This window comes from Kocuria sp. UCD-OTCP (assembly GCF_000349605.1).
Lineage (GTDB): Bacteria > Actinomycetota > Actinomycetes > Actinomycetales > Micrococcaceae > Kocuria > Kocuria rosea.
Window position 1 is genome coordinate 81,321 of record NZ_AOSQ01000003.1, and the last position, 20,140, is coordinate 101,460.

General features: G+C 72.4%; 23 protein-coding genes, 1 tRNA gene and 1 pseudogene. 12 read left to right on the forward strand and 13 right to left on the reverse strand.

Annotated elements, in window-relative coordinates; all coding sequences use genetic code 11:
* The first annotated feature begins 14 nt into the window (after positions 1-14).
* Both H488_RS21735 and H488_RS21740 read left to right on the forward strand, forming a co-directional pair.
* Positions 15-1,478 (forward strand): S8 family serine peptidase, encoded by a 1,464-nt coding sequence (locus H488_RS21735; RefSeq protein WP_017832199.1) that lies wholly within the window; start codon positions 15-17, stop codon positions 1,476-1,478.
* Between the two features lie 75 nt (positions 1,479-1,553).
* On the forward strand, positions 1,554-2,963 hold the full coding sequence (locus H488_RS21740) for an NAD(P)/FAD-dependent oxidoreductase (protein ID WP_017832200.1): 1,410 nt from the start codon (positions 1,554-1,556) through the stop codon (positions 2,961-2,963).
* A 132-nt stretch (positions 2,964-3,095) separates the two neighbouring features.
* Here H488_RS21740 and H488_RS21745 read toward each other — a convergent pair whose 3' ends face one another.
* Positions 3,096-3,341, reverse strand: coding sequence for a hypothetical protein (locus H488_RS21745; RefSeq protein WP_017832201.1), 246 nt, complete (start codon positions 3,339-3,341; stop codon positions 3,096-3,098).
* Between the two features lie 288 nt (positions 3,342-3,629).
* Between H488_RS21745 and H488_RS21750 the strand changes: the two genes are divergently transcribed.
* Positions 3,630-3,703 (forward strand) — tRNA-Leu (locus H488_RS21750).
* A gap of 36 nt (positions 3,704-3,739) precedes the next feature.
* Positions 3,740-4,012, forward strand: a complete 273-nt coding sequence (locus H488_RS21755; protein ID WP_031282344.1) for a hypothetical protein — start codon at positions 3,740-3,742, stop codon at positions 4,010-4,012.
* A gap of 194 nt (positions 4,013-4,206) precedes the next feature.
* On the opposite strand, the gene H488_RS21760 is transcribed toward H488_RS21755, so the two are convergent.
* Genes H488_RS21760 through H488_RS35930 form a run of 3 tightly spaced genes read right to left on the reverse strand, consistent with a single transcriptional unit; the run spans position 4,207 to position 5,560 of the window.
* A complete protein-coding gene (locus tag H488_RS21760; protein ID WP_017832202.1) occupies positions 4,207-4,551 on the reverse strand; it encodes a hypothetical protein in 345 nt (114 codons plus the stop codon).
* Positions 4,548-5,117, reverse strand: a complete 570-nt coding sequence (locus tag H488_RS35925) for a hypothetical protein (protein ID WP_017832203.1) — start codon at positions 5,115-5,117, stop codon at positions 4,548-4,550. The genes H488_RS21760 and H488_RS35925 overlap by 4 nt, the downstream gene beginning before the upstream one ends.
* Entirely contained in the window at positions 5,114-5,560 is a 447-nt protein-coding gene (locus H488_RS35930; RefSeq protein ID WP_017832204.1) for a hypothetical protein, read from the reverse strand. The genes H488_RS35925 and H488_RS35930 overlap by 4 nt, the downstream gene beginning before the upstream one ends.
* Positions 5,561-5,740: 180 nt before the next feature.
* Here H488_RS35930 and H488_RS21775 point away from each other — a divergent pair, with 180 nt between their 5' ends.
* The 4 genes from H488_RS21775 (at position 5,741) to H488_RS21790 (ending at position 7,887) form a co-directional block, all read left to right on the forward strand.
* On the forward strand, positions 5,741-6,148 hold the full coding sequence (locus H488_RS21775) for a hypothetical protein (RefSeq protein WP_017832205.1): 408 nt from the start codon (positions 5,741-5,743) through the stop codon (positions 6,146-6,148).
* Positions 6,149-6,260: 112 nt separating this feature from the next.
* On the forward strand, positions 6,261-6,773 hold the full coding sequence (locus H488_RS21780) for a hypothetical protein (protein ID WP_017832206.1): 513 nt from the start codon (positions 6,261-6,263) through the stop codon (positions 6,771-6,773).
* Positions 6,774-6,812: 39 nt separating this feature from the next.
* On the forward strand, positions 6,813-7,382 hold the full coding sequence (locus H488_RS21785) for a dihydrofolate reductase family protein (protein WP_031282350.1): 570 nt from the start codon (positions 6,813-6,815) through the stop codon (positions 7,380-7,382).
* Positions 7,383-7,410: 28 nt separating this feature from the next.
* Entirely contained in the window at positions 7,411-7,887 is a 477-nt protein-coding gene (locus H488_RS21790) for a hypothetical protein (RefSeq protein ID WP_017832208.1), read from the forward strand.
* Between the two features lie 379 nt (positions 7,888-8,266).
* Here H488_RS21790 and H488_RS21795 read toward each other — a convergent pair whose 3' ends face one another.
* The gene (locus H488_RS21795; protein ID WP_017832209.1) at positions 8,267-8,803 is read right to left on the reverse strand and encodes a hypothetical protein; all 537 of its coding nucleotides are present in this window, start codon (positions 8,801-8,803) and stop codon (positions 8,267-8,269) included.
* 80 nt (positions 8,804-8,883) lie between these two features.
* Positions 8,884-9,717 carry a hypothetical protein gene (locus H488_RS21800; RefSeq protein WP_109243283.1) on the reverse strand — a complete coding sequence of 278 codons (834 nt, stop codon included), beginning with the start codon at positions 9,715-9,717 and terminating at the stop codon, positions 8,884-8,886.
* A gap of 274 nt (positions 9,718-9,991) precedes the next feature.
* Here H488_RS21800 and H488_RS21805 point away from each other — a divergent pair, with 274 nt between their 5' ends.
* Together H488_RS21805 and H488_RS21810 are read left to right on the forward strand one after the other, a co-directional pair.
* Positions 9,992-10,423: a DUF3592 domain-containing protein gene (locus tag H488_RS21805; protein ID WP_017832211.1), complete on the forward strand. Its 432-nt coding sequence runs from the start codon at positions 9,992-9,994 to the stop codon at positions 10,421-10,423.
* A 169-nt stretch (positions 10,424-10,592) separates the two neighbouring features.
* The gene (locus H488_RS21810) at positions 10,593-11,012 is read left to right on the forward strand and encodes a hypothetical protein (protein ID WP_237740408.1); all 420 of its coding nucleotides are present in this window, start codon (positions 10,593-10,595) and stop codon (positions 11,010-11,012) included.
* 82 nt (positions 11,013-11,094) lie between these two features.
* Here the strand turns inward: H488_RS21810 and H488_RS37335 are convergent, their stop codons facing one another.
* From H488_RS37335 to H488_RS21850, 7 genes and pseudogenes are all read right to left on the reverse strand, one after another.
* On the reverse strand, positions 11,095-11,853 hold the full coding sequence (locus H488_RS37335) for an MBL fold metallo-hydrolase (RefSeq protein WP_017832212.1): 759 nt from the start codon (positions 11,851-11,853) through the stop codon (positions 11,095-11,097).
* A 266-nt stretch (positions 11,854-12,119) separates the two neighbouring features.
* A complete protein-coding gene (locus H488_RS37340) occupies positions 12,120-12,305 on the reverse strand; it encodes a hypothetical protein (RefSeq protein WP_017832214.1) in 186 nt (61 codons plus the stop codon).
* 290 nt (positions 12,306-12,595) lie between these two features.
* Positions 12,596-13,429: a hypothetical protein gene (locus H488_RS21830; RefSeq protein ID WP_017832215.1), complete on the reverse strand. Its 834-nt coding sequence runs from the start codon at positions 13,427-13,429 to the stop codon at positions 12,596-12,598.
* Between the two features lie 160 nt (positions 13,430-13,589).
* The gene (locus H488_RS38460; protein WP_017832216.1) at positions 13,590-15,260 is read right to left on the reverse strand and encodes a S8 family serine peptidase; all 1,671 of its coding nucleotides are present in this window, start codon (positions 15,258-15,260) and stop codon (positions 13,590-13,592) included.
* A gap of 127 nt (positions 15,261-15,387) precedes the next feature.
* Positions 15,388-16,191 (reverse strand): annotated as a pseudogene (locus tag H488_RS38465) (S8 family serine peptidase); the annotation flags it as partial.
* Between the two features lie 138 nt (positions 16,192-16,329).
* Positions 16,330-16,590: a hypothetical protein gene (locus H488_RS21845; protein ID WP_017832218.1), complete on the reverse strand. Its 261-nt coding sequence runs from the start codon at positions 16,588-16,590 to the stop codon at positions 16,330-16,332.
* A gap of 15 nt (positions 16,591-16,605) precedes the next feature.
* Positions 16,606-16,872: a hypothetical protein gene (locus H488_RS21850; RefSeq protein WP_017832219.1), complete on the reverse strand. Its 267-nt coding sequence runs from the start codon at positions 16,870-16,872 to the stop codon at positions 16,606-16,608.
* Between the two features lie 213 nt (positions 16,873-17,085).
* Between H488_RS21850 and H488_RS21855 the strand changes: the two genes are divergently transcribed.
* A complete protein-coding gene (locus H488_RS21855; protein ID WP_017832220.1) occupies positions 17,086-17,958 on the forward strand; it encodes a Bax inhibitor-1/YccA family protein in 873 nt (290 codons plus the stop codon).
* An 812-nt stretch (positions 17,959-18,770) separates the two neighbouring features.
* Positions 18,771-20,140: AI-2E family transporter (locus tag H488_RS21865; RefSeq protein ID WP_081615682.1), on the forward strand; the 1,370-nt coding region annotated here is incomplete at its 3' end.

The following is a 20,140-nucleotide window of genomic DNA, read 5'->3' on the forward strand; positions in this document are numbered from 1 at the left end:
ACCCGGAAGGACACATGTCTTCCAGCGCACCCCGCCCCCGCCCCCCGCGCCACCGCGCCCTCACCCGGTGGGGCGCGGTGGGGGCGGCCTCGGCCGTGGTCGGCGCCGGCGCGCTGGTCCTGCCCGGGGCGGGGCCGGCGCAGGCCCGGCCCCCGGAGCCCGGCCCCGCCCCCAGCATCCCGCTCGAGGACCCCGTCAGCGTGGCACCCCCACCCGGTGACGGCGCCACCCCCGCCCCGGACACCTCCCGCATCGCCGAGGACGGGATCCGTCCGCTGCAGTACTGGCTGGACGAGTACGGCGTGCGGGAGGCCTGGGCGGAGTCCACGGGGGAGGGCGTGCGCATCGCCGTCATCGACACCGGGGTGGACGGCTCGCACCAGGACCTGGAGGGCGCCGTGGTGGCCGGCACCGACGTCTCGGGCGGCGGCTCCGCCGACGGCCAGGAGGGTCTCGGCACCGAGCCCGAGCACGGGACCCTCGTGGCGTCCGTGGCCGCGGGCCGCGGCCACGTGCCCCCGGGCGGTCGGGACGACGACGCCCCGGGCCGGCCCGCCGGCATCGTGGGCGTGGCCCCGGACGCCGAGGTGCTCGCCGTGTCCACCTGGCTGGGCGACGAGAGCCCGGAGGTCCGCAGCGTCGACGAGCAGCTCCCGGACGCCGTCCGGTGGGCCGTGGACAACGGGGCGGACGTCATCAACATGTCGGTGGGCTCCAACGCCACCTCGTGGCCCGAGAGCTGGGACGAGGCCTTCCTCTACGCCGAGGAGAAGGACGTGCTCGTCGTCGCCTCCGCGGGCAACCGGGGGTCGGGGCTCGTCCAGGTCGGCGCCCCCGCCACCATCCCCGGCGTGCTGACGGTGGGCGGCGTGGGCCGCACGGGAGAGGCGAGCTGGGAGTCCTCCTCGCAGGGGATCTCGATCGCCGTGGCCGGCCCGTCCGAGGACATGGTGGGCGCCATCCCCGGCGACCGCTACGCCTCGTGGGCCGGGACGTCCGCGTCCGCCCCGGTGGTGGCCGGCACCGCCGCGCTGATCAAGGCGAAGTGGCCGGAGATGAGCTCCGCCCAGATCGCCAACCGCATCGTCTCCACCGCCCGGGACACCGGCTCGCCGGGCAAGGACCCGCTCTACGGGTACGGGGTGCTGGACGTCGAGGCCGCGCTCACGGAGGACGTCCCCGAGGTCGACCGCAGTCCCCTCGGCAGCATGGAGCAGTGGGTGCGGGTGCACCGCCGCAGCGCCGCGGCGACCCCCACGGCGGGCCCGGCCGAGAGCTCGGCGCCCGTCACGGAGGAGGTCGAGGCGGAGGTCGCCCCGCCCGAGCCCGTCGCCCCGATCGACGAGACCGGGCTGCTGCCCGTCGTGGTGCTCGCCGGGTTCGGGCTGCTCGTGCTGGGCCTCACGGCGGGTGCCGTGGTGCACATCCGCCGCATCGTGGCCGCCGACCCGGACGGGGGCCCGGGCGGCCGTCCCTGAGGCGTGCGCCGGAACACGGCGCGGAGGCCCCGGACGAGAACCGATATCGACAGCGTTCTGAGTAGACTCGGGGGCATGTCTTTCACTCAACTGGCCAAGGACCGTCCGCGCCTTCTGATCGTCGGCGGCGGCTACGTCGGCTTCACCGTGGCGCAGGAACTGCAGAAGCGGATCAAGGACTCCGGCGGAGTCGTGACCGTGGTGGATCCCAACCCGTACATGATGTACCTCCCCTTCCTGCCCGAGGTGGCCGGCGGCAACGTCTCCGCCCGCAGCGCGGTGGTGCCCCACCGGCAGCACCTCAAGGACTGCGAGATCGTCACCGGGCACGTGCTCGGCGTCGACCACGCGAACCGCACCGCGACCGTCAAGGGCATCGACGAGGGCGAGACCTTCGAGCTGACCTACGACGAGGTCGTCATCGCCGGCGGCTCCGTGACCCGCGCCTTCCCGATCGAGGGCCTCGCCGAGAACGGCATCGGCCTCAAGACCATCGAGGAGGCCGTGGCGGTGCGCAACTGGGTGCTCGAGCGCATCGAGGTCGCCTCCCTCACCACCGACGAGGAGGCCAAGCGCCGGGCGCTGACCTTCGTGGTGGTCGGCGGCGGCTACGCCGGCACCGAGACGATCGCCGAGATCGAGGACATGGCCCGCAGCGCCGTCGAGCGCAACGAGCGGCTCACGGTCTCCGACCTGCGCTTCGTGCTCATCGAGGCCATGGGCCGGATCATGCCCGAGGTCTCCGAGGAGCGCGCGGAGAAGGTCGTGGCGCACCTGCGCAGCCGCGGCATCGAGGTGCTGCTCAACACGTCGCTCGCCTCCGCGGTGGACAAGCACCTGAAGCTCGTCAACATGCAGGACAAGTCCCCGGCCGGCGAGTTCGGCACCGACACCCTGATCTGGACCGCCGGGGTGCAGGCGAACCCGCTCGTCAAGAGCACGGACTTCCCGCTCGACGAGCGCGGCCGCGTCCGTGCCGGGGCCGACCTGCGGATCACCGGCGACGACGGGCCCCTCGAGGGTGCCTGGGCCGCCGGCGACGTCTCCGCCGTCCCGGACCTCACCGGTGGGGGAGTCGGCGGGTTCTGCGTCCCCAACGCCCAGCACGCGGTGCGCCAGGCGCACACGATGGCCAAGAACATCATGGCCGCCCGCGCGGGCAAGCCGCTCGAGGACTACTACCACGAGAACCTCGGCGCGGTCGCCGGGCTCGGCCTCTACAAGGGCGTGGCCAGCATCAAGGGCCTCCCCGGTCTGCCGGCGAAGGGCCTGGAGTTCTCCGGCGTCGCCGCGTGGGCGATGCACCGGCTCTACCACGGCTACGCGATCCCCACCGTGGACCGCAAGGCCCGCGTCTTCACCGAGTGGGCCCTGAACTTCGTGTTCGGCCGGGACACCACCACGCTGCGCCACGAGCGGGACCCGCGCACGCGGTTCCAGACCGCCGCCGGCAAGGCCCCCGCCCCGCGCAAGGCCAACCTCTGATCCGATCCGTCCACCGCTCGACCCCGTCCCGGCCACGTGCCGCGGCGGGGTCGAGCTGTTCCACGGGGGCCGTGACGCCCCCGGCCCGGCCCCCGTGGCGCCTGCCCCGGGGGCCGGCAGGCCGCCCGTCCGTCAGTGGGTGTTCCGGGGGTGGGCGATCTCGCGGGCGTCCAGTTCCACGCTCAGCTCCTGGTGGCGCTCGAGCGTGACCGGGTGGGCGCCGGACGCGCTGCCGAGGTACTCGAGGTCGAGCTGCCGGCCGACCCTGCTGTGCAGGACGTGCAGCTCGGCCAGGGACAGCTCGGTCAGGTCGGCGGGGAACGCGTCCTCCGGCGCCAGGTAGGTCCTGCCGGTGGGCCGGGCGACGACCTCGCTCATACCGCGGTCGTCCGGAACGGCATCGGGGTGCACCCGTACGGGGCGGGGACGGGGGGACGTCCGGATCCCGGCAGGAACCGGTGGGACGGGAGAGCGGGGTGGTGCACGGGAGCAGCCTCCTGCGGATGCGACGACATCGCGGCCGGCTGCTCGACCACCGTGCCAGCGTACTGGATCCTGCGCCCGGCCGACAGGCGCGGTTCCCGGCCGCGGCCCCGGCCCGTCCTGGTGGTGGGAGCGGGACGAGGCGATAGGGTGGGCGGCGTCCCGGTGACGCGTCCGGGACCGGCCCCCATAGCCCAATCGGCAGAGGCAGCGGACTTAAAATCCGCCTAGTGTCAGTTCGAGTCTGACTGGGGGCACGAAGAATCGTTGGCAATCCGCCCAGACTGGCGGAGTTGCTCACCGTCACTTGGGGCCGATTCGACATTTGGCCTCCATTTCCGACATGGAATCTGCACCAGAGGCGGCCCGAGGTCCGGTGGGAGCGCGTTCAGCGGTCGCCATCCGACTGGCAGTCCAAAAAGCACTCCACCAGGCTCGACGCGAGGCTCGACGCCGACGATTTCCACCATGAGGTCATTCTGGCCGAGCATTGCTACCCGGTGCTGCTCGCCGTCTCGGCCGCGCTGTTCCTGGCCGCCGGCGGCTTCCTGATGTCCGGGGACTGATCGCCTTCGCCACGGGCGGCGCGCGCCGACAGGGACGTTGCGTGCTGCGCGGCCACGCCCCCCGACGTGGCCTGCGCTGTGTCGGGCCGCTCATGAGCTGCTCACCGACAGCTTCAGCTTAGAGAGCCTGACCGCACCCCGGCAGCCCCACTTCCGTGCACAAGCATGTGGTGCTGCGACGCCGATTGCCTGGACTACTTCGGCGCCTCGACGATCCGCAGGCCCGGAACATCCTCGGCGACTTGGTAGGCGACGGCCCGCCACCACCTGGCCGTGAGCGGCAACGGTGCGCCCGGCAGATCGAGGGCCGGCATGTCGGCGTCGCGGTCGTAGACCTCGAAGACCGGGTCGGGCCCGGTGTGCTCGAGCAGGTGGGCGGCCAGGTGATCTGCGACCTCGGCGGTGTACGCCTCGATCCGTTCCACGTCCTCGCGCACGACCTTCAGCTCGATCGGCGTCATCCGCCCGTCGGCCGGCGACTGCACCGCGGGCAGCGACTGCGGGCGGGACTGTGCCCAGGCGGCCAGGTCCTCGCTCATGAGCTCTTCACCGTCTGCCCGGTGTCGTCGTCGGGGTGGGCGGGGCCGAAGGCCCAGTTCCACGGGGTGGTCAGGAAGTCGTAGGCGTCCTGCGGGAAGCCGTCGGGGTCGATCAGGTCCCGGGCGGCGAGGGCGATCAGGGCGTGGGCCACGGGCATCTGAAAGCTGGTGGCGGTGGCTTCGGCGGCGCGCTCCAGGGCGTCTCCGGACGGGGGAGCGGAGTCGGGGCGGGTGTGCCGGTGCATCAGGAGGAACAAGTCGGTGGCGATCGCCTGCGACAGGCTCCGCCACGACCCGAGGATCTGGTCCAGGGCGTCCTGTCGCCCGGCGGCGGCCGCGGCGCCGACCGCCAGCTTCACGGCACCCTGACCGAGCGCGTCGTAGTCCACCTCGACGGGGGTGTTGTCGGTGACGAACTTCTGGTGGAGCTCGGCGGCCTTGCGCAGCGCCTGCGACTGCTCGAGGCCGATGTCCGCAGCCTTCGCGAAGACGGCCTGGACCTGCGGGCCCTGGGGACCGGCCGCGGCGGCGAGGACCTCGGGGTTCTGCCAGGTGGGGGTGCTCATCGCGCGGTGCTCCTCGGGGGGTCGGAGGCGGTGAGCGACGTGTTCGCCCGGTGCCTGCTGGTCGCACCGTAGCAGTCGTCCCGACGGCGACAACGAGCCTTCAAGAGCCGGTAAGCGTCTGGCCGCGTTCGCCGCTCGAGCCGAAGGATTGCTCGAGAGATGTCCTCGAAACGCTTTGGGCGACCAGAGGAGGCGCGGACCTTCAGCGCGTCCTCGGCGTTGAAGTCATCAGGGCCCACCGGCCAACGGCAAACCTCGCCGTCCAGGTCGGAACCGAGCCGGCCCAGCGGCAGCGGGTCCATCACGGAGAGCATCTTCGCCTCGGCGGCGAAGCGGGTGGAACCGGGGACGTTCACCGCGACGCGGCCCGTGGCCCGGATCTCCAGCACCAGCAACCTTCCGGTCTCGAAGCAGTACTCCCCATCCACCTCGACACCCGTCACACCTCCGCTACCGCGGCCGACCCGCACGACCTGAGGGCCGCGAGCAGGCGAGCATTTCGTACTCGAACACCGGGGCGGAGACACCTGCCCCACCGGGCGTGGCCTCAGCCCCTCGGCGCGCCCTCCGTGAGACGGTCGAAGGCATCGGAGGCTTGTGTCGGTGAAGCGAAGGAGCAGCAGATGATGACCCGGTGCACGCGCGCGATGCTGGCGGTGACGATCGCTCTCGTCGTCGCTGGTTGCTCGCAGGACTCGGTCGACCTGTACGCCGGCGAGCAGACCGAGGACGACACGCTTCCCGCGGAGATCGATGCCGCGGAGTACGGCTGGGATGCCGACAGCTCTCGGTTGCTGGCCATCCACGAGGGCGCCGAGTTCTACCTCGTGGCCGGGGAGGAAGGCGACTGCCTGCTCACCTACGACCCGACGGCAGCCGGGGACTGGGTCGCTGGTTGCACTCCCGGCGGGCGCGTGGGCACCAGCGGGCAGTTGGGCATCAAGGCGGACTTCGCTCCGGCCGGCCTTCCAGGGGAGGAACCAGAGGGATGGGTGCGGCTCACCCCACAGCTGCAGATCGAGACCGGCTGATCCAGTCGCGTCGCGGCGACAGACTGCGTGCCGCCGGCGGCCGTGAGGGATGTCGGCCGTTGTTCCGGGGATCGGGTCTACCCCCGGCCGGTGTGGTCGGCGATCATGAGGCATGGCCGAGCACGCAGACCCGGAGGAGACACCGCAGTTCGTCACGTTCCGGCCGTGGCGGATCCGGATCGCGATCGTCGTCGTGTTCCTCGTGCTGATCGTGGTCGCGGCCGAGCTCGTGCCGGAGGGACCGTATCTGCTGACGACCGGACCCGTCTTCTTCGTCGGCTACACAGCGCTCTCGCTCGCTGTGCACCGATCGGTCGCCATCCGTCTGGGGGACCACGCCGTGGAGATCCGGCAGGGCTGGCGCAAGCAGCAGCAGATCCCGTACGAGCAGATCACCGAAGCAGCCGTCGGGCCGCGCACCGAGTGGTGGCGCATCGGCCGGCGTCGCCTGACGGATGGGGCCACCGGCTACCTGATGGGCGGGCCCAGCGTGCGCATCACCACCGGGGCGGAGTCGGTGGTGGTCTCGGCCGAGGAGTCCTACCGAGTCGTCGGGGCGATCCAGCGTCAGCGCGAGCACGTCATCGCCGAGCGAGCATCAGGCACGGAACCGACCGGGCGCTGAGACAACCGCGCCGGCGCCACAGCAAGGGAGAACAACGAGATGAGACCACTTCGATACTCGATCAACGTCACGCTCGACGGCTGCTGCCATCACGAGGCAGGGCTTCCCCCGGACGAGGAGTCGATGCGCTACTGGACCGCTGAGATGGAGCGAGCCGATGCCCTGCTGTTCGGCCGGGTGACCTACGAGATGATGGAGTCGGCATGGCGGAAGCCGGCCACGGGCACGTGGCCTGACTGGATGGAGGAGTGGGAGATCCCGTTCGCCGAGGCCATCGACCGGGTGAAGAAGTACGTCGTGTCGAGCACACTGAGCGACGTCGATTGGAACGCCGAGCTGGTGCAAGGCGACGTGGGGCAAGCGGTCGAGCGGCTCAAGCAGGAGTCGGGCGAGGGTCTGTGGGTGGGCGGCGTGACGCTGCCGACGGCGTTGGTGGATCTGGGGCTGATCGACGAGTACGAGTTCGTGGTGCAGCCGGTTCTTGCCGGACACGGGCCGACGCTGCTCGCCGGTCTGCGCGAGCGCGTCCAGCTCGAGCTCGTGGACCGCCATGAGTTCCGGTCGGGGGCGGTCGCCCAGCGATACCGGCCCGCGCGAGTGACGGCCTGACGACCCGAGCCAGGACAGCGGCCGGCCGATGCCCGGGTACTGGGAGGAGCACCACGACCGGACACCCGAGCACGTGCCGCACCTGCCGGTCACCGGCGTCGTGCGCTCCGTCCAGGCGCTGCACTACGCCTTCGACGAGGGCGCGGACCCCGGCGAGCTGATCATCCGCCCCGACAGCGAAGTGGCCGTGGAGCTCGACGCCGTTCCCGGCGCCGGGACGCAGCTGCCGGGGCGCACGCGGGAGCACGAGGTGCTGGCCTACCGGGTGCAGCTGGAGGTCGCCGACGACGCGGAGCTGCCGGCCTACGTGCCGGACGAGCAGGCCTTGCTCGTTCCGGTCATCGGGTCGTCGACCGGTGCGGCAGGTGCGCTATTCGGGTGCAGTCGTTGGTGCGGCGGACACGCCCCAGAAGGCCTCGTAGCCCTCGGCTTCAGCTGCCACCGTGACCGTCTCCGGCGTCGTGTCGTCGGGGGCGCCGAGCTGCACGGTCGTGGTCACCGGTGAGCCCGCGCAGTCCCCTTCGCCGTAGGACCCGTGTTCCCCGCTCAGACTGATCCGTCCGGAGGATAGACCGGCGTCAGCCCCCCGGTCAGCCGGTGCGCACGCCATCGTGACCGCGTACCACCCGGGCTCCACATCGGTCGTCGAACCGGTGGCGCGACTGCCGTCGGTGCCGGTGCTGCCGGCGATGGAGAATCCTCCCTCGGCGACAGCAGGAAGGGTGTTGGCCGCCCACGTTTCGAGGTCGACCGAGGGAGCCGATGAGGACTCCGTTGACGGGCCGCAGGCTGTGATCATCAGCAGCACAGCGGCGGCAGCCAGGGCTGCGGACGTACGGCTTGTCATGTCCGTCACCCTAGTGCCCCGCCGGGGCAGCAGGCCGTCAGCCGGTGCGCTCGGCGGCGTGCAGGGCGTCCAGGTAGGCCCAGCCGCGGCGGGCGCGGAGGACCGGGACCACTGCGATCAGCATCATCAGGACGGCGGTCACCGCCCACCACGTCTCGGTGCGCAGGATCCAGACGGCGACGACGCCGGCGATCCCGGCCACGATCGTGGTCGCCGACTCCAGCTGAGTGCAAGCCAGCACCCCGGCGGCGACGCGGGTGCCCGGATCGTCCGGGATCAGACCGGAGGAGGCGGTGATCCCGATCGATCGGCGCAGCGCTCCCTTGTCCTGGTGGACGTCGAGGCGGGCACGGGGCGCCTGGACGAGGCGCTGCACGATGAGCGCCAGTCCCAGGAGCAGAGCCGGTCCGAAGGTGACCCAGGGGCTGCGTGCGGTACCGCTGTCGTCCAGTCCCCAGTGGACCAGGGCTGGGAACCCGACCGTGAGCACGGCGGCCGCCGGCACGGCGCGGGCGAGGACCTGGCCGCCGGTCGGCACGGGCACCTCGGCGGTCTGCTGGGCGGACTCGTTCATGGTGCCGAGGCTACCGGCCCCGTCCGGGCGCCGGCGCGCACGGCCACGAGGCCGGCGGCGGAGATCGTGACGCCGGCGGGTCATCGCAGGAGGTTCCGCTGCAGCCACAGGGTGCACCACATCTTCAGGCGCAGCTCGTCCCAGCCGGGGACGTCGACGATCAGGGCGGCGGGTCCGTACCGGTGGACCGATACGACGCCGTCGCGATCGCACAGCTCGGAGATCAGCAGGGGCACGATCTCCGGGCGCTCGGCCGGGATGTCTTCGCGCAGGCCCAGGTCGAAGCAGTCGAGCTCGGCGACGACCGTCACCAGCGGCTCGTCGACGGCAGCGGCCTCCGGTCCTCGCCCGTTCAGAGCGTCGACGGTCCGCTGGACGTGGGTGCGCATCTCGGTGCCGGACATCGGATCGCGGCCGTGGGCCGACTGGTAGACGCTGTAGAGCGGCAGGGCCGGCAGGAAGATCTGGTGGTGGTCCGAGGCGAGCACCGGGTAGTTCAGCAGCGGGTGGTCACTGATGCGGTGCTCACCGACCTGCCAGGACGCAGCGGGGACCGCGGCGGTCAGGAGCTGGCCGAGGTAGGTGGCGAAGCCGTCGACGAGTGCGATCGTGGCGGCCGGTGGGTGCGGGTCCACGAGTCGTCCGTGGCGTGCCCAGGACGGCCAGGAGGGGCGGGTGGCATCGTCTTCCAGTGACCGCGGGTCGACGCCGAGCCGCGCGGCTCGAGCGGTGAGCCATGCCCACAGCGGGGAGACGGAGTAGAGGGACCCGTCGAGCGTCTCGCGCGTGTCCAAGCCGGCGCCGGTCAGTGCTGCGCGAAGCCTCTCCAGGGCCGGTTCGCGTTCGGCGAGGTAGACGTCGAGGGCGTCGGCGGTCTGGCGCGCGTCCATCGATTCGTACGGCTGGTCTCCCATGGGCGTGACCCTACTGCCGGGTTCGCAAGCTGCGGAACCTCTGGTGCGCTTCGCGGCCAGCCGACCCGGCGGATCGTGCTGAAGGCCTCCCGGCTGCCACCCTCCGTGTGCGTGACAGCCCGGGGGTGCGGGGACAACGGCGGGTGGGAGGATAGCTTGAGACCATGGCCGACCCCCGACGAGCCCTCTGCTGCGCTCCCTGCGTCCTCGACTCCGGTCAGGCATCGACGATGCCCGCCGCCCCGCTGGTGCGCGGCGGTTCTGGGATGCCCGGGTGAGCACCGTGCTGTACGCGGTCTGGGCGCTGTTCGTCGCCGGGGCCGCCGGCTCCGTCGTCCACACGGTCCGGAAGAACAGGCGGCACGAGCGGCTGACCGCCCACTGGCCGAGGGCGGAGGCCACCGTGACCGGCAGCCGGGCCGGCTGGACCAGCGGCGTCGGCAGCACCAGCCGGTCACGCCGCTTCTGGCCCACGTACCGGTTCGCCGACCTGCACGGCACGGCGTTCACCGGGGCGTCGGAGATCTCCTGCGGCGCACGGCCTGTGCCGGGGACGGTCGTGGAGGTGGCCTACAACCCGGAGGACCCGATGGAGTCCTTCCAGGTCTCGAACCAGACGAGGGTCGCGTTGGGCTGCCTCATCCCGTTCTTCGTCGTCTTCGCCGCCGTCCTGTTCTGGTTCATCACCGTCCTCCCGCTGCCATGACCGCAACCTGTCCCTCGTGGAGGGGGCCGCTCTCCAGTCGATGGCGGCCCCGGCCGCCGAACCGATGAGCAGACGCGGGCGTCATGCCCGGGCAGCGGCGACCGGGGGAGAAGTAGCCGCTGCGCTTGCGCGCCCCACCGTTCATCCCACCCATCAGCGAGGACAGGCCATGATGCAGGACCGCCAGCGGCGTGATGACGTCACCCGGGCAGAGCACCAGCAGGCGCTGGCGAATGGTGAGAAGCGGGTGCTCCGCACGACGGCCACCGGCGCGCTGCACAGCTACGCCGGTGACGAGATCGGGTTCACTCCGGGCCGCGGCCATGTGCAGGTCAGCACCTGGTGGGGCATGGGCATCGTGACGACGGTGCTCTGGTTCGGCTTCGTCTTCTCCTGGATGCTGCTCTTCGCCCCCGTGGCGCAGGGCGAGCCGCCGATGTGGAGCGCCCTGTTCCTCACCGGGATCGGGGGCTCATCGGCTGGTACACCCTCAGGATGGCCAGGGACGAGTACCGCGCGTCCAGGGTGCGCAAGCAACGCGGCGTCCCCGAGCCCGGCACCAGCGGGAGCCTGCCCTCGTAGCGGATGACCGCAGGCCGCGGCCTCTGCCGGCGCCGTCGAAGCTGTCGGGACCCGAGCGGACCACCTCGAGCACACGAGGCGCGGGCGCTCTAGTGGATTGACAGACGCCGGCCGGCCGGCACGCGCAGGGGCGGGCCGTGGCCCGGTGCCAGGACGTCGAAGTCCGTGTCGGAGAGCAGCCGGACCGCGGTCCGCGATGCGGTCGGCAGATCGTGGTGGAACGGGTCGGCGAGAAGCTGCGGGACACCGTGCTTCTCGGCGACCATGTGGTCGGTGATCACCGCGTCGCCGGAGGCGAGCACCCCGGTGCCACCGATGAGGTAGGAGGTGTGCCCGGAGGTGTGTCCGGTGGTCGCCACCGGGCGCGGGCTCCCGGGGACGTCCAGGGCGGTCGCGTCGGGGGTGAAAGGAGTGAGCGCCTCGGGGTCCACGGTGACGTCCTTGAGGCCGCCGACCCGGATGGCGTGGATGCTCCAGGTGAGCCACTTCCACGAGCGGGCAGCCCGGGGGAGGGACTTCCTGGGCCCGATCTGCTCGCGGGCGGTGCCGGCCATGTTCGGCACCTCGGCGGCCGAGCAGTGCACCGGGACGCCGGCGGCGACGAAGCGGCCCAGGGTGCCGATGTGGTCGGCGTGGGCGTGGGTGATGACCACGGCGTCGGGCAGGCCGGGCACCCCGGCCGCCCGCAGGGAGGCGTCGACGAGCGTGCGGTCACCGGGGTAGCCGCAGTCGATCAGGGTGCAGCTGCTGCCTTCGCGCAGGATCAGCCAGTTGGCGGCGGGGCCGGTCACCAGGGTGGTGCCGGAGCCCAGGTCGTGCAGGTTCTCCGCGGTGGTCCATCGGGTCATGCGGCTCGAAGCTCCTGGGGGAAGGCGGTGGCGGCGCTGTGCAACGAGCCTACCTGGATGGTTGCCCGCGGTCGGTGGGCCACCATGGCCGTGCCCGGACGGCGTACCCGGGCCGCCGGCTGCTCTGCCGGCCGGCACCGACCGGAACTGAGCGCCTGCTCGTGCGAGCACAGGACGATCATGGCGACCCCCAGTGGGCCGACCACGGGCAGCCGCCGCACCATGCGCCGGAAACACTCCGCCGCGACGACCTCGCCGGTCCTGCGTCATCGGGACGCCTCCATCCCCGGGTCGCGGCGGGGACGGGCGTCCCAGGCCATCCGGGCCCCCAGGAACACGGCGCCGATGCCCGTGATGAGCCAGTCCCACTCGCCGAGAATCAGACGGATCCCGATGACCCAGGCGATGAGGACGACGACGTCCAGCGTCAGCAGCCTGGCCCGTCTCGACAAGGTGGACCTCCCGGATCGCCGTCGTGGTCCTCGCATCGTGCCACGCAGCAACCAGGACGGTCTGACCCCTCATTCGGGGGCGGCCGGCGCCGGCGGGATCCCGCGGAGGAGTCCATCGTCCTGGCGTGAGCGGACTCCGTCCGAGCACCCAGGATGAACGCCGTCCCGATGATGGGTCCGGTCACCCAGGCCGAGTCGGTGACCGCGGTGTGCAGCGTCAGCGGGTCCAATTCCTCCCCGGTGGGGGAACGGGCGGTCCAGGCGGCCGAGTCCCTGCTCGGAGGTGTGTCTCAGCGCGGCAGGTGGCGCTGCAGCCACAGCGTGCACCACAGCTTCAGCCGCAGCTCGTCCCAGCCGGAGACGTCCACGACCAGCGCGGCGGGCCCGTACCGGTGCACCGACTCGACGCCGTCGCGGTCGCACAGCTCGTCGATCAGCTGCTCCACGACCTGCGGGTGCAGGGTCGGGATGTCCTCGCGCAGCCCCACGTCGAAGCAGTCGACCTCGGCGACCACCGTCACCAGCGGCTCTTCGACGGCGGCGGCCTCCGGGCCCCCGCCGTGGAGGGCGTCCACGGTCCGGCGGATGTGGGCGAGCATCTCGGTCCCGGTCATCGGGGCGCGCCCGTGGGCGGACTGGTAGGCGCTGTAGAGCGGGATGCCGGGGAGGAAGACCTGGTGGTGCTCCGAGCCCAGCACCGGGTAGTTGAGCAGCGGGTGGTCGGCGATCAGGTGCTCGCCGACCTGCCAGGTCGCCTCCGGTGCCGCGTCGCCGACGAGCTGCCCGAGGTAGGAGACGAAGCCGTCCAGCAGCGCGATGGTGGCGGCCGGCGGGTGCGGGTCCACGAGCTTGCCGTGCCGGGCCCAGCTCGGCCACGCGGGGCGGGTGGGGTCCTCGGCGAGCGGACGCGGGTCCACGCCGAGCTCGGAGGCCCGGGCGCTGATCCAGGCCCACAGCGGGGACAAGGAGTAGAGGGAGCCGTCGAGCATCTCGTCGGGCTCCAGGCCGTGCTCGGCCAGTGCCGCGCGCAGGCGCTCGAGTGCCGGACCGCGCTCGGCGAGGTACGCGTCGAGCGCGTCCGCGGCCTGGCGCGCCGTCATCCACTCGTACAGCAGAGTCCCCATGGGCGTGACTCTACTGCGGGGACGCCGGTGGCGGGACCGGTGGGGCGGCCGGCGCGTGGACTCCGGGACCTCGGCGCGTGCGGTGCCCAGCAGGGCGCCGGACGCGCCGCGGCCCCGCTCCGACAGGACGGAGCGGGGCCGCGGCGGGACCGGTGCCGGGTCAGCGGTAGTCGATCCGGATGGATCCTCCCGGGCGCCAGGTGATGGAACCGCCCTGGTAGTACTGCACCACGGAGCGGTCGGCGCGGGTGATCTCACCCGTCCGGGGGAAGCCCAGGCGGCTCTTCGTGCCGCCGAGCGCCACGTAGGCGTTGCCGATCGAGCCCTTGGTCTCCTGGGCGTAGGTCCTGGGGCTCCAGTAGATCCGGCCCTTCTGGAACACCTGGTAGACGCCGCCCGTGCCGGTGGACGCCTCGTCGGTGGTGGGGTAGCCCAGGGCACCGGCCGTGCCGCCGGAGCGGTTGTGCTGGGCGCCGATCGAGCCCTTGAGGGCGTGCGCCCCGCCGGCGGCGCTCCAGACGATCCGGCCCTTCTGGAAGGACTGGGAGGTGCCACCCCGTCCGTCGGCGACGGCCCCGGACGTGGGGTAGCCCAGCGACCCGCGCTCGCTGCCGGCCCGTGAGTAGGCCGCGCTGGTGGCGCCGGTGATCGGGTGGGCGCCGTGGGCGGAGCTCCAGAGGATGCGGCCCTTCTGGAAGGTCTGGTAGAACCCGCCGATGCCGTTGCTCCGCCGGTCCGCGGTGGGGTAGCCCAGGGCGCCCTTCTCGTTGCCCGCCGCGGCGAAGACCGTCTCGATGTCCCCGGTCAAAGCGTGGGCCCCGGTGCGGGAGGACCAGAGGATCCGGCCGTTCTGGAACAGCTGGTAGGCCCCGCCGATGCCGTTGGACTTCTCGTCCGAACGGGGGAAGCGCAGGACGCCGGCGGCGGTGCCGTTGCGCTTGTAGGCGGTCTCGACGCCGCCCCGCACCCAGTAGGCGCCGGTGGCCGAGGACCAGTAGATGGTGCCCTTGGCGAAGCTCTGGCGGACCCCGCCGGCGACGGCCTGCTCGTGGGAGGTCGGGGCCCCGGTCTGGCTCTTGATCCGCTGGTACAGGGCCCCGATCGCGCCCTTGGTGGTGTAGGTCGGGGTGGGCGCGGCCGGTGCGGCGGTGTCGGCGGCCTTCGTGATCCACAGCGCGTCGTGGGAGTTCAGCGTCTTGCCCCCGGGGAGGCTGTCCCAGGCGTCCCCGGAGTCGAGGATCAGCTGCTTGTACTGGTCGGAGCTCAGCGTCGGGTTCTTCTGCTTGAGCAGGGCCAGGGTCCCGGCCACGTGCGGGGTGGCCATCGACGTGCCGTAGTCGAAGCGGCTGTTGGGCGCGACCGGTCCCCGGGTGCCCGTGTTGCCCGCGGACAGGATGTGGTGGCCCGGGGCGTAGATGTCCACGGCGCCGCCGTGGTTGGAGTAGCTGGCCCGCACCCGGTCCGAGCCGATGGCCCCGACCGTGATGACGTTGTAGCAGTTGCCCGGGGCGTACTCGATCGCCGGGCGGCCGCTGTTGCCCGCGGCCACGGCCACCGGGATGTTCCGGAACCAGGCGGTGTTGATGGCGTTCTGCAGCGTGGCCGGGCACCCCCCGCCCATGGACAGGGACATGTTGATCACGTCGGCGCGCTTGCGCGGGGCGGGGGCCCCGGCCACGGCGTCGCCGGCCAGCCAGCGCACGGCGTCGGCCATGTCGGAGACGTAGCCGAAGCCGCACGCGCCCAGGGCCCGGGCGTTGAGCAGGGTGGCGTCGGGGGCGATGCCCACGGTGCCGTAGCTGTCCCGCTTGGCGGCGACGGTGCCGGCCACGTGCGTGCCGTGCCAGATGGAGTTGGTGGCCGCGGAGCCGGCGTAGCACTGGCCGGCCGTGGAGTAGGTGCCCGGGTCCCGCGGGTCCGCGTCCCGGCCGTTGCCGTCGTTGCCGAGAGCNGGGGGCGATGCCCACGGTGCCGTAGCTGTCCCGCTTGGCGGCGACGGTGCCGGCCACGTGCGTGCCGTGCCAGATGGAGTTGGTGGCCGCGGAGCCGGCGTAGCACTGGCCGGCCGTGGAGTAGGTGCCCGGGTCCCGCGGGTCCGCGTCCCGGCCGTTGCCGTCGTTGCCGAGAGCGGCCGTGGAGACGAAGTCGTAGCCGCCGATGGTCTGGGAGTCCAGGTCGGGGTGGTTGGCGAAGCCTGTGTCGACGACCCCGACGGTCACGCCCTTGCCGGTGGCGGTGTCCCACGCCTCGAAGGCGCGCAGGTTGGTGAGGGCCCACAGGGACGGGACGCCCGGGTCCGCGGCGGTCGCGGCGACGGAGCCCATGTCCTCCGGCTCCGCCTCGTCCGAGCCCGGGATCCGGGCGGTCGAGACGAGCCGGTCGGGCTCGGCGTAGGCCACGGCCGGGTCCTTGGTGAGCTCCTCGGCCAGCTTCTCGGCCTGGTCGGTCGAGACCTCGCCGGCCAGCTCGACGACGGCCGCGCCGTCGCCGGTGGTCCGGACCTCGGTGGTGTCCTCGGCCTCCGGGACGTGGGCCTCGGCGGCGGCGTCCTCGACGACCTGCTCCGACTCGGCGTCGGTCACGGGGGTGCGGTACTTGACGATCATCCGGTCGGTGATCTCGGGCGGGGCCTCGGCGCTGACCTGCTGGGCGGACAGGGTCGTGGCGTTCTCGGCGGGGGCGGCGGTCGCGGGCGTGAGAGGAGCCAGCACGAGGGCCAGGGAGAGGGCGGACAGGGTGGGGGCGAGCATGGATCGTTGCATGGGCGAACTCCTGGGGGCTGGGGGGATCCCGGAAAAGGTTCTCACATGCAAATCAATGCGAACAGATCTAAAACAAGATCACGGCTTCATCACGAAGTGTGACGCCAGTCCCGTCGGCCCACGGCCCGTCGGGGCGGTTCAGGCCGTCCCCACCAGCACGGCGAGCCACTCGAGATGGCGCAGCAGCGAGGGGACGCCCGCGGTCAGCAGGGCCACGGCGGTCGCGGACGTCGCGCGGCCCAGGTGCCTCCGCGCGGAGGCACGGGCGCCGCGGGACCGGCGGCGGGCGGCCGGGGCCAGGTCGAGCGCGACCTGGACGAGGCTCCACAGGGCAGTGGCGCCCGCCCCGGCGACGACGAGGCAGCCGTAGAGGAGGACGGTTCCGGGCAGCGGGACCACGGGGCGTGCCGCCGCTCAGCCCGCGAGGACGGCGGCGGTCAGGCCCACGGCGAGCACCGCGGCCACCGCCCAGGTGAGCCGGTAGGCCCTGCGGTAGTGCTCCTCGCTGCGGAGCTCGAGCCAGGCGGCGGTCGCCGGGGCGGCGTCCGGAGAGGTCCGCGCGCGCTCCAGCCGGCCGATCGCCCCGAGGTAGCGGCTCCAGTGCAGGACGGCCAGGGCCCCGACGGCGAGCAGCACCGGGATCGCCGCCAGCGGCACCCAGTGGGCGGGGGACTCGGGCATGAGGGGCCTCCGGATCGGGACAGCGGTCGTTCTCCCCAGCATGTGTGCACCTGCAAAGGCCTGTCTGTCCGCTCTCCTGGGGGCCGGGGCCCGCGCCGGCAGGGCCGCCCGCACGCCCTCGGCTTAAGCACAGCAGTTCTCATGCTTTCGTCAGGCAGGCCTTGCTACGCTGGTCGCACATCTCGCACATCAGTGCCACGGAAGGACCCCTCAATGGCCGGCGGTAACCCGCTTCTCCGCGATCTCTCGAAGCCGGGCGCAGGCAGCGCCCAGTCCCACGGGAACCAGTACGGACAGACCTCCTACGGAACCCCCTACCAGCAGCAGCCCGGCTACGGACGGACCGGCTACCAGCAGGGCGCCCCGTACTCGGCCGAGCGCCTGGACTCGATGTACAACGCCCCGGCCGCCGGGACGAACCAGACCGGCCGGATGACCTACGACGACGTCATCATGCGCACCGCCACGGTGCTCGGTGCCGTGGTCGTCGGCGCGCTCGCCGGCTGGATCATGCCGATCCTCACCATCCCCGGTGCCCTCGTCGGTCTCGTCCTCGGCCTGGTCAACGCCTTCAAGCGCGAGCCCTCGCCCGCGCTGATCCTCGCCTACGGCCTGTTCCAGGGCATGTTCCTGGGCGGCATCTCGGGGATGTTCGAGGCCATGTACCCGGGCATCGTGGTGCAGGCCGTCATCGGCACCATCGCGGTGTTCGTCTCGGTGCTCGTGCTCTTCCGCTCCGGCAAGGTCCGGGCCTCCCCGCGCGCCACCAAGATCTTCATGGTCGCGCTCATGGCCTACGCCGTCTTCGCGCTGGTCAACCTGGGCGCGGTGCTGCTGTTCGGCTTCAACATCCGCACGGACAGCCCGCTCGGCCCCTGGCTGGGCCTGCTCATCGGCGCCGTGGCCATCCTGCTCGCGGCCTACAGCTTCGTGCTGGACTTCGACAACATCAAGCGCGGTGTCGAGGTCGGCGTCCCCGAGAAGATGGCCTGGTCCGCGGCCTTCGGCCTGACGGTCACGCTGATCTGGACCTACGTCGAGATCCTGCGCATCCTGGCGATCATCCGGGAGATGACCTCGAACTAGGTCCAGGCCCCGGCTGCACCACCCACGACGGCCCGGCACCCGCGCACCGCGGGTCCCGGGCCGTCGTCGTGCCGCGACCCGCGGGCGGACGCGGAGGAGGGGCTCAGTGGTACGAGATCCGGGGTCCGGGCGTGGGGCGGGTGGTCGTGTGCTCGGCGGCCACGGCGCGGGGCGGGCGGCCCACGAACAGCCAGCCGAGCAGCTTCTCCTCCTCCGTCAGCCCGTAGAACGCGCGGACCGCGTCCTCGCCCTCGCCGTCCCGGTGGGCCCACACGGTGCCCCAGCCGGCGGCCCAGAACGCGGCCTCGAGCAGGGGGCGGGCCCCGTGCGCCGCGTTCAGCTGCTCCTTCCGCGGGACGCCCAGGGTGTCGTCGGGGCTGAAGACGAGCGCGCACCCCAGGCCGCCCGTGCTCGCCCACTTCAGGGCGCCCCGGAAGGCCGCGAGCCGGCGCAGCTGCTTGCCCTTGAGCCGGGGGAAGGGCGCCGACATGTTGGGCACCCGGGTCAGCCCCGCCAGCGCGGCCGCGAGCTCCGGCGCGGAGCGGCGGTTTTCGATGAGCTTTTCTGGCCGCCGGCNTTTCGAAAAGGTCCCCGCGGCGGCGCGGAGCACGGCCTCCAGCTCCTCCCGCGGCGGAGCGTCCGGGGTCAGGCCGGGAGCCGGCCGGCGCTGGGCGAGAACGCGGAGGAAAGTGCGTGACATCCCGCCAGTCTTCCACCGCGCGCGCCCCGCGTGCCGGACCGGCCCGCGGAATCGTCGTCCGGCCCCGGCCGGGGGGCGCCCGGCGGTCGGACCGCCGTGCCAAGATGGCTCCATGCCTTCGACATCGCACGACGCCGAGCGGCCGCTGCGGCCGGGACCCGGCACCGAGCTCCCCCCGCTGCACGGCAACGCCGCGGGTGGCGTCGCGGTCTCGGTGCGGGTGGCCGCGGCGTGGTCGTGGCGGCTCATCATCATCCTCGCGGCCGTGGGGCTGCTCGGGTACATGCTGTCGACGATCACGGTGGTCATCATCCCCGTGCTCATCGCCGGCCTGCTCGCCGGGCTCCTGTTCCCGCTGGTGAAGTGGCTGCGCGGACAGCACGTGCCGGCGGGCCTGGCCTCGGGCACCGCGGTGCTCGTGCTCATCGGCCTCGTGACGGGTCTGCTCGTGCTCGCCGGCCGGCAGATCGTGCTGGGCTTCGCGCAGCTGTCCGAGAACGTGGTGGTCGGCACCCAGCAGCTGCTGGGCTGGCTCGAGGACGGGCCGCTGAACCTCAGCGCCGACAGCGTGAACGACTGGATCGACGACCTCGGCACCACGATCCAGGACAACAGCGAGGCCATCCTCTCGGGCGCCATGTCCTTCGGCTCGACGGCGGGCAACGTGCTGACCGGCATCATCATCATGCTCTTCACCCTGCTGTTCTTCCTCATGGACGGCGAGCGGATCTGGCTCTTCCTCGTCCGGCTGTTCCCGGTCAGCGCGCGGCGGGCCGTCAACGGCGCCGGCCGCCGGGGTTGGACCTCGCTCGTGCAGTACGCCCGCATCCAGGGCTTCGTGGCGTTCGTGGACGCCGTGGGCATCGGGCTCGGCGCGGCGCTGCTCGGCGTCCCCCTCGCCCTGCCCATCGGCATCCTCGTGTTCCTGGGCTCCTTCATCCCGATCGTGGGCGCCGTGCTCACCGGCGCGGTCGCCGTGCTCGTCGCCCTCGTGGCCAACGGCTTCGGCACCGCCCTGGCCATGCTCGCCGTGGTGCTGCTGGTGCAGCAGATCGAGTCCAACGTCCTGCAGCCGCTCGTGATGGGCCGGGCCGTGTCCCTGCACCCCCTCGCGGTCTTCCTCGCCGTCGCGTCCGGCACCATCCTCTTCGGCATCGCAGGCGCCCTGTTCGCGGTGCCCGTGATGGCCTTCCTCAACACGGTGGTGCGCTACCTCGTGGGCGGGACGTGGAAGGCGGACGACGAGATCCCGTGGGAGCCGTACTACTTCCCGTGGGAGATCAAGAAGCACGCGCGCAAGAACGATCTCACCCGCGACCAGGTCATGGCCCAGCTCCAGCGCTTCCGCCGGACCCGCGCGAAGGAACGGCTGCAGGCCGCGCTCAAGCGCGGCCGACGGGACGACCGCGCCCGGGCCGCCGCCGGCACGGGTCAGGGCCGCGGCCGCAGCGACGAGCAGGGGGGCGGCCAGGGGGCGGGTTC

Excerpts from the sequence above, each read along its gene's own strand:
- H488_RS21735 (WP_017832199.1), top strand. The coding sequence starts at position 15 with ATGTCTTCCAGCGCACCCCGCCCCCGCCCCCCGCGCCACCGCGCCCTC.
- H488_RS21740 (WP_017832200.1), top strand. The coding sequence starts at position 1,554 with ATGTCTTTCACTCAACTGGCCAAGGACCGTCCGCGCCTTCTGATCGTC.
- H488_RS21745 (WP_017832201.1), bottom strand. The coding sequence starts at position 3,341 with ATGAGCGAGGTCGTCGCCCGGCCCACCGGCAGGACCTACCTGGCGCCG.
- H488_RS21760 (WP_017832202.1), bottom strand. The coding sequence starts at position 4,551 with ATGAGCGAGGACCTGGCCGCCTGGGCACAGTCCCGCCCGCAGTCGCTG.
- H488_RS35925 (WP_017832203.1), bottom strand. The coding sequence starts at position 5,117 with ATGAGCACCCCCACCTGGCAGAACCCCGAGGTCCTCGCCGCCGCGGCC.
- H488_RS21775 (WP_017832205.1), top strand. The coding sequence starts at position 5,741 with ATGATGACCCGGTGCACGCGCGCGATGCTGGCGGTGACGATCGCTCTC.
- H488_RS21780 (WP_017832206.1), top strand. The coding sequence starts at position 6,261 with ATGGCCGAGCACGCAGACCCGGAGGAGACACCGCAGTTCGTCACGTTC.
- H488_RS21785 (WP_031282350.1), top strand. The coding sequence starts at position 6,813 with ATGAGACCACTTCGATACTCGATCAACGTCACGCTCGACGGCTGCTGC.
- H488_RS21790 (WP_017832208.1), top strand. The coding sequence starts at position 7,411 with ATGCCCGGGTACTGGGAGGAGCACCACGACCGGACACCCGAGCACGTG.
- H488_RS21795 (WP_017832209.1), bottom strand. The coding sequence starts at position 8,803 with ATGAACGAGTCCGCCCAGCAGACCGCCGAGGTGCCCGTGCCGACCGGC.
- H488_RS21800 (WP_109243283.1), bottom strand. The coding sequence starts at position 9,717 with ATGGGAGACCAGCCGTACGAATCGATGGACGCGCGCCAGACCGCCGAC.
- H488_RS21810 (WP_237740408.1), top strand. The coding sequence starts at position 10,593 with ATGATGCAGGACCGCCAGCGGCGTGATGACGTCACCCGGGCAGAGCAC.
- H488_RS37335 (WP_017832212.1), bottom strand. The coding sequence starts at position 11,853 with ATGACCCGATGGACCACCGCGGAGAACCTGCACGACCTGGGCTCCGGC.
- H488_RS21830 (WP_017832215.1), bottom strand. The coding sequence starts at position 13,429 with ATGGGGACTCTGCTGTACGAGTGGATGACGGCGCGCCAGGCCGCGGAC.
- H488_RS21850 (WP_017832219.1), bottom strand. The coding sequence starts at position 16,872 with ATGCCCGAGTCCCCCGCCCACTGGGTGCCGCTGGCGGCGATCCCGGTG.
- H488_RS21855 (WP_017832220.1), top strand. The coding sequence starts at position 17,086 with ATGGCCGGCGGTAACCCGCTTCTCCGCGATCTCTCGAAGCCGGGCGCA.